This window comes from Microbacterium ureisolvens, assembly GCF_019511645.1.
GTDB lineage: Bacteria > Actinomycetota > Actinomycetes > Actinomycetales > Microbacteriaceae > Microbacterium > Microbacterium ureisolvens_A.
This window is the reverse complement of record NZ_JAEUAX010000006.1, coordinates 107,526-122,253: the sequence shown is the minus strand read 5'-3', so window position 1 is coordinate 122,253 and position 14,728 is coordinate 107,526. Positions and strand designations below refer to the sequence as shown.

Sequence of the window (14,728 nt, the reverse complement as noted above, 5' to 3'; positions counted from 1 at the left end):
AACGACTGTCCTCGCTAAGGGGTGGGGCGCTCATCGGGCGGATGCCCTATTCGCAGCATCCGTCTCCTCAGATCCGTCCGTCAGATGTGCAGCACCCACGCCAGCAGGCTCGCCAGCGCGGCGGTCAACTCCATCCAGCCGGCGGCCCCGGCCGTCAGCCGCGTGCACATGCACCTCATCTCACACCTCTGCGTCCACGATGCTCGGGTCGACCCGCGCGGGCAATCGGGCGAATGGCGCGAAATCCCTAGGGAGTCCCGTGAAACGGATGAGGGCGGAGCCGGTGCCGGCTCAGCCCCCATCGTGCGCACTCGAGTGGACAGTTCGGGGTGTGCGCCCCCCGGGTCTCTGAAATCGGGGTCAGTGCCCCGCGATCGCTGCGGCGCGCCCGCCGTAGTGGAGGATTCCGCGGAACCACGCGGACAGCGGCCGGCCGGCGAGACGCGCGGGGACATAGCCGCGCTCGGCCTGAGAGCGCCTGATCTCCAGTTCGCGCTCGAGCTCGTCGACGCGCTGCCGGTGGATGATCTGGCCCGCGTAGGTGGTGTCGTACATGAGGGTCTCCTGTATGCGGCGGAACCTCTGATCGGTTCCGGTTGTGCTGACAGGTACGACGATCCTCGCTAAGGCAGGTGCGGTTCATCGGGTGTTCACCCTGTCTTGGTGGCCGCAGGTACCTTAGCGCCGGTCACGGGTGCCCTACGCGCGCGGCCGGGCCTCGCGCGCTCTCAGTGGGCGATCGGGTGTTTGGGGCGAGCCCAGCGGGCCGGCAGGTCGGTACCGTCCCACACCTGAACCGCACCCCACGCCGCCGCGGCGATCGGCACGGCCAGCACGGCTCCGACGATGCCGCCCAGAACGGTGCCGATCGTCAGGGCGACGAGGATCACGAACGCGTGCAGCTTCATCGAGCGACCCATGAGGAACGGCTGCAGGAAGTTGCCCTCGAGCTGGTTCACGAGCACGACGACCCCCACGACCAGCAATGCATTGACCCAGCCGTTGGCCACGAGCGCGACCAGCGCGGCGATGATGCCCGCGAGCGTGGCGCCGACGATCGGGATGAACGCCAGCAGGAAGGTCAGCACCGCGAGCGGGATCGCCAGCGGCACGTTCAGGATGAGCAGGCCGATCAGGATGCCGACGGCATCCACGAGGGCGACGGTCGCGGTCCCGCGCATGTACGAGCCGAGGACGCCGACCGTCTTGTCGCCGATGCGCTCTGCCCGCAGGTAGTTCGCGCCGCGGAACGGGCGGAGCACGAACTCCCACATCTGCGGGCCGTCCTTCAGGAAGAAGAAGAGGATCGTGACCATCAGCACGAACCCGGTGACGAAGTTCACCACGGCGTTGACGCCGCGGAGAGCACCAGAGCCGAACTGTGCACTGGTGATGAAGTCGATGACGGTCGCGAGCCACTCGTCGAGCTGATCCTGCGACGGCGCGAAGGGCAGGGTCTGCACCCACGCGATCAGCTCCTGACTGCCGTCCACTGCCTGCGCGTAGAGCTCATCCCACTGATCGCGGACCGCCCACACGATGAGCCAGCCCACCCCGGCCAGCAGGATGGTGATGGCCAGCAGAGTGATGACGGTGGCCAGCAGCGAGGGCACGCCGCGCCGCCGCATCCATCGCATCACCGGTGCGAACGCACACGCGAGGATCAGAGCGATGGTGAGGGGGATGGTCACCAGCGTCAGGTACTGGATCGCGTAGATGATGCCGGTCAGCACCGCGACCACGACGAGGATCTGGACGGCGCGGATGCTGAGCTTGCCGAACCCGTCAGCCCACAGGCTCCACGGCGCCCGCGTCGCCCTCGGCTCGACGTCGTTCGATTCGAGGACCACGCGCTGAGGATCGTTCCGGAACAGTCCCATGCGCCGAGAGTATGCGGGCGCGGCGCTCCGGCGGTGCGGGTTGCGCGCGCGTCGCGTGACGACTAGGCGAAGGCGCTCATGCCTGTGATGTCGCGCCCGATGAGCAGGGCCTGCACGCTCTCGGTGCCCTCGTAGGTATGTATGGCCTCGATGTCGGCCAGATGCTGCATCACGCCGTTCTCGAGCAGGATGCCGTTGCCGCCGAGCATGTCGCGGGCGGTCGACGCGATCCGGCGCGCGGCGCGGGTGTTGTGGTACTTCGCGAGCGACGCCTGCGTCGGGCGCAGCTCGCCGCGCTCCTCGAGATCGGCCATCCAGCGGCAGTAGAGCTGCATCGCGGTGAGCTCCTCGAGCATGTTCGCGAGGCGCTCCTGCACCATCTGGAACTTCGCCAGCGGCTTTCCGAACTGGATGCGCTGCTGCGAATAGGCCAGCGCCGCCTCGTAGCAGGCGGTGGCGTGGCCCAGCGCCGACCACGCGACACCCGAGCGGGTCGAGTACAGCACGGTGGAGGCATCCTTGAAGCTCTTCGTGCCCGGCAGGACCGCATCCGACGCCACCCGCACGCCGTCCAGCACGATATGCGCCTGATGGATGCCGCGCAGCGACGCCTTCCCGCGGATCACCGTTCCCGTGTACCCGGCGGTGTCCTGCTCGACGAGGAAGCAGCGTACCGCGCCGTGGAACTCGTCATCGTCGGCCTGGACGCGCGCCCACACGAACGTGATGCCGCCCGAGGCGCCGTTGCCGATCCACTTCTTCGCGCCGTCGATCACCCACTCGCCGGTGACGTCGTCGCGACGGGCGGTCGTCTCGAGCGACACCGAGTCCGATCCGTGGTCGGGCTCGGTGAGGGCGAAGGATGCTGCGACCTCACCCCGTGCGACCGGCACCAGCCACCGCGCCTGCTGCTCGTCGCTGCCGAACAGCGCGAGGGTGCGCAGGGCCAGGCCGCCCTGCACCGCGAGCACGGTGCCGAGGGAGCCGTCGCCGCGCGAGATCTCCATGTTCACCAGGCCCGCCGCCAGCGGAGAGAACCGCGTCAGCTGCGGATGCGCGATCCCGTCGTTGAAGAGGTCGAGCTCGCCGGCGCGCATCGCGACGTCGAGCGGGTACTCACCGGTGTCCCACGCGTCCTGCATGCGCGTGCCGACCTCGTCGACGTACGCCTGGGCCCGCTCCCACACCTCGCGATCGGCTGCGGGGATGTCAGCGAACACCGCGTAGTAGTCGGTGCCGCGGCGGCGGGTGACGTCGTAGCCCTCGACGCGCTGGCCTGGGCGAGGCTGGAAGTCGGTCACGGTCGGACTCCTGGCGGTGGGTGCGGGTGGTGCGGTATCTGATTCTCGTGGAACTGAATACCACGATCAATAGTACTCAGTGTCATGTGCCGCCATGGGAATGTCGCGTGCGAACGCCTCGCATCCGCTGCTAGCTTCTCGAACATGGAACTGGCCCGGTTCTCGGCACCCGCGCACATCGATGACGTCGGACCGGGGTCGGACTTCCCCGTGCGGTGGCACGGGCTGGTCAGCGCGCTCATCGCCGAATCGACCGAGGTGAGCGGCCGCGGCGCATACGTGAACCCCGCACTGCGACCCGGAGCCCGCGATCGCAAGCGGGCGATCACGTGGACGGGGCTCTCGCGACCGCTGTTGATGAAGCATCGTGACGACCGACGCGCCGCATACGCCGCAGCCGAGTCGCGGGATGTGCAGATCGAGTACCTCGAATGGCACGTCGAGAAGACCGGCGGCAGGATCTCGCGCGTCACGTTCACGACCGAGACGCCGGAGTATTGGACGCTGCTGGCCGAGGTGCACCCGGATGTCGTCCTTGCGCTGTACCGGCGTCTCGTATCCCCGGACGTGGCGGAAGAAGACCTCTTCCCCGACGGCGGCGCATACGAGCCGAGAAACCGGTGGAACACGACGGACGGCATCGTGCACTACATCATGCCCATCAACTCGATGGGCGATCTGCTCGGCGTCTCGCAGGAGATCGAACCGTCCCAGCACGCCGTAGACGGCTACGACGCGCTGCCGTACTCGCGTGCGACGGGCGCCGACGCCCGGATCAACTTCGACGTGTGGGCGATCTCGCGGCTCGGGCTGTCCATCGCCACCGCGGATCCCCCCGGGCTCTACATGATCGGCTGGGACGACTCCGGCTGGACGAAGCCCGACGGCTCGCCGGTCGGCGACTACTGGACGATACAGCGCGGCGCCCCCGGCGCGTCCGTGCGGGTGTCGTACGAGGTGCCTGCCGAGGAGGGGTTCCTGGTGGGTGACATCCGCATCGGCGGGCGGGAGATCGAGTTCGGCGGGCAGATCGCCGAGCACATCACGATGTCGGCGCACGTCGTGAGCGAGGGGGGCGCATGAGCGATGAGGGAGCACAGGCGCTCGCGGGGCTGATGGCGGAGGGAGTACCGCGGCTCTCCGGCATCGAGCTGCCCGCGCCTGAGCCGGCTCCCATCGCTCGGTCGTTCCAGGCTGACGAGTGGCCGGCGGGGGAGCCGAGGTTCGATCCGGCGACGACTGCGGACATCCAGGGCAACGTCATCCCCGGGTTCAACAAGGATCACCAGCGGTTCCTCTTCCTCCGGATCGACGACCTCGAGGGGGCCCGCGCCTGGCTGAGGTGGCTCGCGCCTCGGCTGAGCAGCATGCAGGAAGTGCTCGACTTCCGGCGCGAGTTCCGGCGGGAGCGTCTTCGCACAGGGGCAAGGGAGCCCACCACGAACGCGACGTGGGTCGCGTTCGCGCTGTCGGCGCCGGCAGTCGCGAAGCTCCTCGGCGACGACGCGCTGGCCGAGATGAGCGATGAGGCGTTCCGGCAGGGGCTCGCCGCGCGCTCGACCTACCTCGGTGACCCCGCCGATCCCGCTGCCCCTGGGCATCGCGACCGCTGGCGCGTCGGAGGCGAAAGAACCGAGGCCGACTTCCTCGTGACGGTCGCGGCCGATTCCGCCGTGGATGCCGAGGCGGAGGCATCCGCGATCCTCGAAGGGGCAGCCCGCAACGGCGTCTCGGTCGTCTTCGCCCAGGCGGGGGAGAACTTGCCCGGAAACCTCGGCGGGCACGAGCACTTCGGCTTCAAGGACGGCGTCTCGCAGCCCGGCGTACGCGGCGCGACGGCCGACGGCGAGCTGCTCGCCCCGCGCTACCTCGACCCGCGCAACCCGCACGCACGCATCTTCGGCAAGGCGGGTCAACCGCTCGTCTGGCCGGGGCAGTTCGTGCTCGGGATGCCGCGCCAGAATCCCGCGGATCCGCTCCTTCCCGCGGTCGACGACGGCGTCTTCCCCGACTGGGCGCGCCTGGGCTCGTACCTGGTCTGCCGCCGCCTCGCACAGGACGTGCCCGCCTTCTGGGACTTCGCCGCCACCGCGAGCGCCGAATACGGCACCGATCCGGTGCACTTCGCCTCGCTGATGGTGGGCCGCTGGCCCAGCGGTGCCCCCGTCTCGCGGACGCCGGACCGCGACGACCTCGACCTCGCCGGCGATGAGTTCGCGCACAACCACTTCCAGTTCGACGACGACACCCGTGCGTGGACGCCGGTGCCCAGTCTCGTCGCCGGCGGATACCGCGGCGACGGCCACTCGAAGGCGAGGGCCGACGTGTTCGGCGATACCTGCCCGATGGCGGGGCATATCCGCAAGGTCAACCCGCGCGACAGCGGCACCGACTTCGGCGCCCCGGCCGACACGATGATGCGGCTCATGCTGCGGCGCGGCATCCCGTATGGTCCTGTGCTGGCGGGCGTCGCCGATCCGTCGCCCGAGCTCGTCGCCGCCGAGCGCGGCCTCATGTTCGTCGCGCACATGGCCTCGATCGAGGACCAGTTCGAGTTCGTCACCCGGCGGTGGGCGAACTCCGCCCACCAGCCGAACGCCGGCGGGCACGACCCGGTGATCGGCCAGGCCGACGTGTACGGCGCCCGCGACCGCTCGTTCGACGTTCGCACGTCGTCGGGGCAGTCGAGGACCTTCATCCTCGACCGCGAATGGGTGACGCCGACCGGCGGCGGCTACTTCTTCGCGCCCGCGATCTCCGCTGTCGGCGGCCACCTGGCCGGCGCGGGGATCAGCACCGCCGAACACCCGGATGCCGGCCGAGGATAATGGCGGCGTGAGCGAGATCAAGACGCAGGCGACCGATGCCGACGTGACGGCGTTCCTCGAGGCGGCGACGCCGCAGCGGCGACGGGAGGACGGCCTGGCCCTCGCCGACATCTTCCACGAGGTGACCGGGGTCGACCCCGTCATGTGGGGCCCGTCGATGGTCGGCTACGGCAGCTACCGGTACGTGTCGCCGTCCGATCCGAAGCGGCAGGGCCAGTGGCCGAAGACGGCGTTCTCGCCGCGCAAGGCATCGCTCTCGCTGTACGGGCTGAAGGATCTCCCCGCCGGGGCCGAGCTGCTGCCGGAACTCGGGAAGTACACCGAGGGGGCGGGGTGCGTCTACGTGAAGAAGCTCGACGACATCGACCTCGACGTGCTGCGCCGGCTGATCGCCATCGCATGGGGGCGCGGCGACGACCCGCTGCCCTGACGTGCCCGGCCCGTGTCGGCGGCCCGCCGTAGGCTCGGGCCGTGGCCACACTCGATGATCTGCGCCGCACGGCGGTTTCGCTGCCCGGCAGCGAGGAGCGCGCGACCACGGGCGGCGCCGCTTGGTTCGTGCGGTCGAAGCTCTATGCGTGGGAGTGCCATCCCTGGCCGAGCATCCCCGCCGACATGCGCGCGATCATCGCCGCCGAGCTCGTCGTCGGCGTGAAGGTCGCCGACCCGATCGATGCCCTCGCCCTGGTCGAGATGGAACCCGACGTGTTCCTGCGCACCACCACGCCGTGGGGCGAGCCGAAGGTTGCGTTCCGCATGGCCGGCATCACCGTCGACCACCTTGCCGAACTCGTCACCGAAGCCTGGCGTGTGCAGGCGCCTCGGTACCTGCGGCGCGAGCTGGACGAGAACGGTCGATAGCTCCGGAGCCTCGTGCGGCTCAGGTCGGCGTCGGCGAGACGGCGCGGCGGGCGGACACCACGCGTCCGGCCTCCAAGCGGACGACCACGTCCGCCGCCTCGATCAGCGCGTGATCGTGGCTGACGCACACGACGGCGGCGCCGCGGTCCGCCTCCGATCTCACTGCGACGAGGATGCGCTCCGCGCTGTCGTCGTCGAGCGCCGTGGTGGGTTCATCGAGGAGGAGGACGTCAGCTCCCCGCGCGAGGCCTTGGGCGAGGAGCGCTCGTTGTCGTTGTCCCCCGGACAGGGCGTCGAACGGCGAGCGTTGCAGGGCGCCCAGACCGAGTCGCCCGACGGCTTCGTCCACCGCGCCCCGTGCAGCCCGGTCCAGCCGACCCCACGCGCCCGTGCGGCCCCAGGCGCCGACCGTGATGAGATCGCGGACGGTGAGGGGGAGCGTGGCTGGGACGGCGGTGCGCTGCGGCACGAAGGCTCTCGACGCCGACCGGCGCTCGACCATCCCGGCCGAGGGCGTGAGGGTGCCGGCAAGCACCTCGAGGAGCGTGGACTTGCCCGCGCCGTTCGGCCCGGCGATGACGCAGATCGCGCCGGCCATCACGTCGAGGTCGACCCCTCGGAGCACCGTCCTCCCCGCGAAATCGACGCGGACTCCGCGCGCTGAAACCAGGGCAGGGGGTGGCTGGTCCGAAGGCACGGACACACTCTAGTTGATTTTGAGAATCGTTCTCATTAACGCTACGGTCGTGGCTCGTGCCCCTCATCACCGATCCGTTCGTGCTGGAGTTCGTCCAGCGCGCCCTCCTGGGCGGCATCCTGATCGCCCTGCTCTGCGGTGTGGTCGGGACGTGGGTCGTCGCCCGCGGCATGGCGTTCCTGGGGGAGGCGCTCGGGCACGGGATGCTGCCCGGCGTCGCCGTTGCGACCCTGCTCGGCGTCCCTGTCCTGCTGGGCGCCGGCGTCAGTGCGGCCCTGATGAGCCTCGGCATCGGGGCGCTTGAGCGGCGCGGCCGGTTGTCGTACGACACCAGCATCGGCATGCTCTTCGTGGCCATGCTCGCGGCAGGCGTGATCGTCATCTCGCAGTCGGGAAGCTTCGCGACGGATGCGACGGCCATCCTCTTCGGCGACATCCTCGCGATCTCCCCTGAGGACCTGGTCGTGCTCACCTGGGCCACCGGAACCGGGCTTGCGGTCGCGGCAGCCGCACACCGGTCGCTCGTCGCCCTCGCGGTCGACTCCAGGGTGGCCGCGGTGCTCGGACTCCGGCCGCGGATCGCCCAGGCCGCACTGGTCGGCCTGGTCACACTCGCGGTCGTCGCGTCGTACCAGGCGGTGGGATCTCTCCTGGTGGTGGGACTGCTCATCGCGCCGGCGGTCGCCGCCCGCCAGTGGACCCACCGGCTGCCGTCGGCGATGGCCGTCGCGTGCGCATTCGGAGTCGCCGCCGTCGTGATCGGCCTTCTGCTGTCGTGGCACGCGGGCACCGCCGCCGGCGCCTCCATCGCCCTCATCGCCGTGCTCCTCGCGGCCACCTCGTGGGCCGCGCACGCGGCCCGTGTCCGCATGCGCATCCCTCGGGAGGCGTTCGCATGACCCGACACCCGGGTGCCGCAGCATCCGCTCCCGCTACTCGACGAAGGAACGAGCCCGTGCTCCACAGATCCGCTCCGCTCACAGCGATGCTCACGCTGACCGCGTTCGTGCTCGCGCTCGCCGGCTGCGGGAGCGCCGCCCCCGCTGCGCCCCCCGCGAGCCCCACCGCCGCGGGCCATGGGGCGGTCGATGGCGCGAAGGAGGTGAGCGAGGCCCCGGTGGCCGCGGTGACGATCGATCCGGATGGCGTCGTGCGGCAGCTCGACCTGCTCGACGAGTCGGTCGACGAGCTGGGCGGCGTGCCGGCGGCGTCGCGGGCGAGCACCGACGGACGCTACGTCTTCGCCGACACGGGCGAGGGCCTGTCGATCATCGACAGCGGCCGGTGGACGTGGGACCACGTCGACCACTTCCACTACTACCTCGCCGAACCGGCGATGCTCGGCGAGGTGCCGGGACGCGGCGCCGCCGCCGTGGCGACCACCTCCTCCTCCACCACGGGGAGCACCGGGGTGTTCTTCGCCGGCAGCGGCGAGGCGGTGCTCCTCGACACCGCGGCGATGGCGGACGGCGAGCTCGTGGAGCGTTTCCGTCTCGAGACCGACCCGCACGACGGGATGCTCGTGCCGATCGGCTCGCACGCGCTCATCACAGAGCCGCAGCACGGGGTGGCAGCATCCGTCTCCGTCCTGGACGAGGACGGGGTCGCGCAGCCCGGAGGGACCGCCGAGTGCGAGGACGCGCGCGGCACCGTGACGACCCGCGTGGGCGCGGTGATCGGGTGCGCGGACGGTGCGCTTCTGGCGACCGTCGTCGACGGTGCGGTGGAGCTCGAGAGGATTCCCTACCCCGCCGACACGACGGCGCCGCGGGCAACCGGTTTCGCGGGACGCGACGGGCGACCCACCGTCGCGGGGCTCGCCGGTGAACAGGGCATCTGGCTGCTCGACACCCGCGAGCGCACCTTCACGCTTCTGCCCGTCGACCGCCCCATCCTGCAGGCGACCGCCGTCGACGACGAGGCCCAGCACGTGCTCGCCGTCGCCGCGGACGGCCGGGTGCTCGTGATCGACGGGGCGAGCGGGGCGCTGCTGTCGCAGACCGAGCCGCTCGTCGCCGAGTCGCTCGCCGCGGGGACAGGCATCCTCACGCTCGTCGCCGACCAGGAGCGCGCATACCTCAACGGCCCGGCCGAGCACACCCTGTACGAGATCGACTTCGCCGATGCCGCCCGTATCTCGCGCACGTTCCAGACGCCGACTCAGCCCTCCCTGCTCGCGGAGACGGGGCGATGAGCCGCCGATGGCCCGCAACGCTTGCGGCGCTGGTGGTGGCCGGGATCGCAGCGTCCGTCCTCTCCGCCTGCGCGCCGACCGCCGGCGATCGCCCGCTCGTCGTGGTGTCGACCAACATCCTGGGCGATGTCGTGGACGAACTCGTGGGCGACGACGTCGAGGTGATGACCCTCATGCGGCCCGGAGCCGACCCGCATTCGTTCGAGATCTCTGCACAGGATGCTGCGCGCCTGCGCGCCGCCGACCTGCTGGTTTCGAACGGCTTGGGCCTCGAGGAGGGGCTGCAGCAGCACCTGGACGCCGCGGTCGAAGAGGGCGTGGACAGCTTCGTCGCCGGTGAGGCCATCGAGGTGCTCGAATACGAGGCGGGCGACGCCGCCGGCACCCCCGACCCGCACTTCTGGACCGACCCGGGACGCATGGTCGACGTGGTCGACGCGCTGGGGCCGCGGTTGTCGGGTCTGCCACGCGTCGATCCGGCCGTCGTCGATGCGCGCGTCGCCGACTACCTCGCCGAGCTCGAGCGCCTCGACGACGACATGGCGACGGCATTCGCGGCCATTCCCGCCGAGCGGCGGGCGCTGGTGACCAACCACCACGTCTTCGGATACCTCGCCGAGCGATGCGGCTTCCGCGTCGTGGGCGCCGCGATCCCGGGCGGCACGACGTTGGCGGCACCCAGCGCGTCCGACCTCGCGGGACTCGTCACGGCGATCGAAGACAACCGCGTACGAGCGGTGTTCGCCGAGTCCTCATCGCCGGACCGCCTGATGCGGGCGCTGGCCGAAGAGACCGACACGCACGTCGAGGTGATCGAGCTGTACACCGAGTCGCTCACCGCCGAGGGCGGCGGCGCCGAGGACTACCTGACCATGATGCGCGAGAACACGCAGCGCATCGCCGACGGGCTCGCCGAGTGAGCCCCCACCCAAGAAAGAGGAACACCACATGCGCACACGCACGTTGCGGCGCGCCGGGCTGATCGCCGTCGCCGCCGGTGCCATCGCGACCCTCGCGGCCTGTTCGTCGACGCCGTCGGCGTCCGTCGACGCCGGCTCGGAGACGCCGACGACCACCGCGGAACCGGCGGGGGCGAGGATCGCGGTCTCGTACGAGGGCGGCATCCTCGTGCTCGACGGCGAGAGCCTCGAGCCCGTCGCCGACCTCGAGTCGGAGGAGTTCACGCGCCTCAACCCGGCCGGCGACGGCCGCCACGTGATGGTCACGATGAGCGAGGGCTTCCAGGTGCTCGACACTGCGGCGGGGAGCACCGACGAGCCGGCGCTCACCGACCTGATCTTCGCCGCCGACACCCCGGGGCACGTCGTCCGTCACGGTGGCAAGACGGTCCTCTATGCCGACGGCACCAGCGACACCACCATCTTCGACACCGACGCCCTGCTCTCGGCCGGGGACGAGCTGCCTGCGACCGAGACGGTTCCCGGAGTCGAGGCGCATCACGGCGTCTCGGTCGTGCTCGAAGACGGCACGTTCCTCACGACCGTCGGCGATGCCGACGGCCGCACCGGCATCTCGGCCACCGACGCCTCGGGCGCGGTCGTCGCCACGAGCGACGCGTGCCCCGGCGTGCACGGCGAGGGAACGGCGGCCGACGAGGCCGTGGTCTTCGGCTGCGAGAACGGCGCCCTGCTCTACCGCGACGGAGAGATCCTCAAGCTCGACGCACCCGACCAGCCGTACGGTCGCATGGGCAACGCGTACGTGAGCGAGACCAGCCCACTCGTGGTCGGCGACTACAAGAGCGACCCGGATGACGAGGGCTACCTCCTGCGAGCGGTCACGGTGATCGACACCGAGGCCGGCACGCTCGAGGTTGTCGACCTCCCCGAGGGCGTCGAGTACACGTTCCGCGACATCGCCCGCGGCCCCGAGGACCTCGCCTACATCCTCGCCACCGACGGCTCGATCCACGTGTTCGATCCCGCCGGCGGGGAGCTCATCGACGTGTTCCCCGTGATCGAGGCATGGGAAGGGCCGGCCGAGTGGCAGGACGCGCACCCCGCGATCGTCGTCGCCGGTGACATCGCCTACGTGACCGAGCCGGCCGCCGACGCGATCCACGCCGTCGACCTGACCTCCGGCAAGATCGTCGATTCGGCGACGCTCGACGTCACTCCGAACGAGGTCGCGGTCGCGGCAGGCTGACCATCGGGCGACCGTACCTCGAACGGAGAACGCGCGCCCCCATTCGGGTGGCGCGCGTTCTCTGCACGTGCGTCAGACGTGAACGCCGCGGCGGCGGAGCCTCGCGCGGCGGAGCCACTTCTCGAGCTCGATCAGCACGGGCACGAGCAGGGCCAGGCCGAGCGCCGTCAGCCACTCGTCGCCCGAGAGGCTGATCGTGCCGACGAGGCGCTGCATGAACGGGACCTCGACCGCGACGACCGTGAGAGCGAGCGGGATCGACAGCCACTTCACCGCGTCGATGATCGGGGCGGCCAGGCCGGACTCGGGATCGCGCCGCATGACGAGGCCGCCGAAGATCGAGCCGAGCGCGCAGACGACGAACGCCATCGTGACCGGCACGTTGGGCTCGGTCGAGCTCAGCAGGTCGGGGTAGAGGAGCAGCGGCACGAGGGTGGTGACGAAGATCAGACCGCCGTAGACGAACCAGAGTGTGACCGCGGCCGGGTTGGCGATCGTCTTCTTCGGGTCGCGCGGCGGCTTGAGCATGATGCCGTCGGGCACCGGGTCGAGGAGGATCACGATGACCGGGAAGATGGCGATGAAGAAGTTCAGGAACAGCACCATGATCGGCGTGAGGGGCACCCCCTCATTGATCCCGAAGATGCTCGCGACGAGGAACAGCAGCACGAGGGAGAACAGCTGCGACATCTGGAACCGGACGTAGCTGACGATCTTCTCGTAGATCGAGCGGCCGAGGCGAACCGCGGTCACCAGGGTGCCGAAGTTGTCGTCGACGAGGATCATCTTCCCCGCCTGCTTCGTGACGTCGCTGCCGGAGCCCATCGCGACACCGATGTCGGCCTGCTTGAGGGCCGCGGCGTCGTTCACGGCGTCGCCGGTCATCGCGACGACGGCGCCCTGCTCCTGCATGAGTCGGGCCAGACGCAGCTTGTCCTCCGGGGTGACGCGGCCGAACATGTGCAGGCGGGGCAGTGCCGCCTTCAGCTCGTCGTCGCTCATCGCCTGGATCTCGGCGCCGCTGGCCGCGCCTTCGCCGAGCCCGAGCTTCGCCCCGATCGCCGCGGCGGTGATCGCGTGGTCGCCCGTGATCATGCGGACCTCGATACCGGCCTCGCGCGCGATGCGCACGGCCTCCTTCGAGGAGGGACGCAGCGGGTCGATGATGCCGACGAGGCCGACGAACGTCAGGTCGGAGACGGCCGCCATGGGGTCGTCGACCACCGGGGCGTCGGCGGCGTATCGGCGGAACGCGAACGCGAGCACCCGCAGCCCCTGCTCCGAGAGCGAGCGGTTGGCCTCGAGGATCGCGTCGCGGCGGTCGGCGATGGGCACGACGCCCTCCATCGTCGCGACCGAGCTGCAGCGGTCGAGCACCACGTCGGGGCCGCCCTTGACGTAGCCCACCAGGGTCTCGACGCCCTCCACCGGGATCTCGTGGAAGGTGCCCATGAACTTGTACGCGGAGTCGAACGGCACCTCGGCGACGCGCGGGAACTGCGCGCGGGTGAGCTCCGCATCGGCGCCCAGCTTGGCGGCGAGCACGACGAGCGCGGCTTCGGTCGGGTCGCCGATCACGGCGCCGTCGTCGGACACCGTGGCGTCGCTGCAGAGGGTGAGCCCGAGTGCGAGCTGGTTGAACTGCGGCACCGGCAGGCCCGCCACGTGGCGCACGTCGCCGGACTTCTCGTAGCCGGAGCCCGCGACGGTGAACCATTCGCCGCGGTAGTACAGCGACTCGACCGTCATCTCGTTCATCGTGAGCGTGCCGGTCTTGTCGGAGTTGATGGCGCTCGTCGCGCCCAGAGTCTCGACATCCGTCAGGTTCTTGACGACCGCCTTGTGCTCGGCGAGCTGGCGCGAGCCGTACGAGAGCATCGCCTGCACGAACGAGGGCATGCCCGTCGGGATCGCCGAGATCGCCATCGAGATGCCCAGGAGGATCACCGACGTGATCTCCTGGCCGCGCAGCAGGCCCGTGATGATGATGATCGCGACCGCGCCCCACGCGATCCAGCCCAGCACGCCGGTGAGCGAGTCGAGTTCGCGCTGCAGCGGGGACTTGGCGGGCTTGACTGCGGAGAGCATCGACGCGATCTGGCCCATCTGCGTCTGCATGCCGGTGTCGGTGACGACCACCGTCGCCGTGCCCCGCGTCACCTGGGTGTTCTGGAACACCATGTCGGTGCGGTCGCCCAGGGTCGTCTCTGGGTTCGTGAGGGTGCCGGCGTCCTTCGGGATCGGCGCGCTCTCGCCGGTGAGGGCCGCCTCCTGCGTCTCGAGCGTCGCCGAGCGGACGATGCGCCCGTCGGCGGGAACGATGTCGCCGGCCTCGAGGGCGACGATGTCGCCCGGCACCAGCGTCGTGGCGTCGACCTGCACCAGCGAACCGTCGCGGACGACCTTCGCCTGCGGGATCTGCATCTTGGCGAGGGCGTCGACGGATGCCTTCGCCTTGAGCTCCTGCCGGGTGCCCAGGACGATGTTCAGCACGACGAGGGCGCCGACCAGGATGCCGACGCTCACCTGGTTGATGAACAGGCTGATGACCGCGACGGCGACCAGCATGACGTTCATCGAATCGGCGAGCTGCTGGAGCGCCACCTGCCAGGTCGACGGCGGCTTCTCAGCGGCGATCGAGTTGGGGCCGTGCTCGGCGAGTCGCTGTGCGGCGTCGGCGGCCGTCAGGCCTCGGTCGCGGTCGCTGCGGAGTGCGGCGACGACGGCGTCCGGATCCTGCGTGTACCAGGGGGCTCTCCCTGCCGTCTCGGGCGAGGTGTCCACTGTGCTCATAGCTCGAA

At 70.3% G+C, this 14,728-nt stretch carries 13 protein-coding genes; 8 read left to right on the top strand and 5 right to left on the bottom strand.

What is annotated here, in order from left to right; all coding sequences use genetic code 11:
- Positions 1-360: 360 nt before the first annotated feature.
- The 3 genes from JNB61_RS12435 to JNB61_RS12425 all read right to left on the bottom strand — a co-directional run bounded on the left by JNB61_RS12435 (position 361) and on the right by JNB61_RS12425 (position 3,181).
- On the bottom strand, positions 361-555 hold the full coding sequence (locus JNB61_RS12435; protein WP_220288432.1) for a hypothetical protein: 195 nt from the start codon (positions 553-555) through the stop codon (positions 361-363).
- Positions 556-728: 173 nt separating this feature from the next.
- On the bottom strand, positions 729-1,880 hold the full coding sequence (locus JNB61_RS12430) for an AI-2E family transporter (protein ID WP_220288433.1): 1,152 nt from the start codon (positions 1,878-1,880) through the stop codon (positions 729-731).
- A 62-nt stretch (positions 1,881-1,942) separates the two neighbouring features.
- Positions 1,943-3,181 carry an acyl-CoA dehydrogenase family protein gene (locus tag JNB61_RS12425; RefSeq protein WP_220339808.1) on the bottom strand — a complete coding sequence of 413 codons (1,239 nt, stop codon included), beginning with the start codon at positions 3,179-3,181 and terminating at the stop codon, positions 1,943-1,945.
- 144 nt (positions 3,182-3,325) lie between these two features.
- Here JNB61_RS12425 and JNB61_RS12420 point away from each other — a divergent pair, with 144 nt between their 5' ends.
- The 4 genes from JNB61_RS12420 to JNB61_RS12405 are packed head-to-tail and all read left to right on the top strand — an operon-like array spanning position 3,326 to position 6,870.
- The gene (locus JNB61_RS12420) at positions 3,326-4,264 is read left to right on the top strand and encodes a hypothetical protein (RefSeq protein ID WP_220339807.1); all 939 of its coding nucleotides are present in this window, start codon (positions 3,326-3,328) and stop codon (positions 4,262-4,264) included.
- On the top strand, positions 4,261-6,009 hold the full coding sequence (locus JNB61_RS12415; RefSeq protein WP_220288435.1) for a Dyp-type peroxidase: 1,749 nt from the start codon (positions 4,261-4,263) through the stop codon (positions 6,007-6,009). The genes JNB61_RS12420 and JNB61_RS12415 overlap by 4 nt, the downstream gene beginning before the upstream one ends.
- A gap of 7 nt (positions 6,010-6,016) precedes the next feature.
- Positions 6,017-6,439: a DUF1801 domain-containing protein gene (locus JNB61_RS12410; protein ID WP_220339806.1), complete on the top strand. Its 423-nt coding sequence runs from the start codon at positions 6,017-6,019 to the stop codon at positions 6,437-6,439.
- Positions 6,440-6,480: 41 nt separating this feature from the next.
- Complete coding sequence (locus JNB61_RS12405) at positions 6,481-6,870, top strand: MmcQ/YjbR family DNA-binding protein (RefSeq protein WP_220339805.1); 390 nt, start codon at positions 6,481-6,483, stop codon at positions 6,868-6,870.
- Positions 6,871-6,889: 19 nt separating this feature from the next.
- On the opposite strand, the gene aztA is transcribed toward JNB61_RS12405, so the two are convergent.
- Positions 6,890-7,567 (bottom strand): zinc ABC transporter ATP-binding protein AztA, encoded by a 678-nt coding sequence (aztA, locus tag JNB61_RS12400; protein WP_220288438.1) that lies wholly within the window; start codon positions 7,565-7,567, stop codon positions 6,890-6,892.
- Between the two features lie 56 nt (positions 7,568-7,623).
- Between aztA and aztB the strand changes: the two genes are divergently transcribed.
- From aztB to aztD, 4 genes are read left to right on the top strand one after another with little or no spacing between them, the layout of a single operon-like run.
- The gene (aztB, locus tag JNB61_RS12395) at positions 7,624-8,466 is read left to right on the top strand and encodes a zinc ABC transporter permease AztB (protein ID WP_220339804.1); all 843 of its coding nucleotides are present in this window, start codon (positions 7,624-7,626) and stop codon (positions 8,464-8,466) included.
- Positions 8,467-8,522: 56 nt separating this feature from the next.
- Positions 8,523-9,761, top strand: a complete 1,239-nt coding sequence (locus JNB61_RS12390; protein WP_220339803.1) for an ABC transporter — start codon at positions 8,523-8,525, stop codon at positions 9,759-9,761.
- On the top strand, positions 9,758-10,681 hold the full coding sequence (gene aztC, locus JNB61_RS12385; RefSeq protein WP_220339802.1) for a zinc ABC transporter substrate-binding protein AztC: 924 nt from the start codon (positions 9,758-9,760) through the stop codon (positions 10,679-10,681). The genes JNB61_RS12390 and aztC overlap by 4 nt, the downstream gene beginning before the upstream one ends.
- Before the next feature lie 28 nt (positions 10,682-10,709).
- Positions 10,710-11,927, top strand: coding sequence for a zinc metallochaperone AztD (gene aztD / locus JNB61_RS12380; protein WP_220288441.1), 1,218 nt, complete (start codon positions 10,710-10,712; stop codon positions 11,925-11,927).
- Between the two features lie 72 nt (positions 11,928-11,999).
- On the opposite strand, the gene JNB61_RS12375 is transcribed toward aztD, so the two are convergent.
- Entirely contained in the window at positions 12,000-14,720 is a 2,721-nt protein-coding gene (locus tag JNB61_RS12375) for a cation-translocating P-type ATPase (RefSeq protein ID WP_220339801.1), read from the bottom strand.
- Positions 14,721-14,728: the final 8 nt, after the last annotated feature.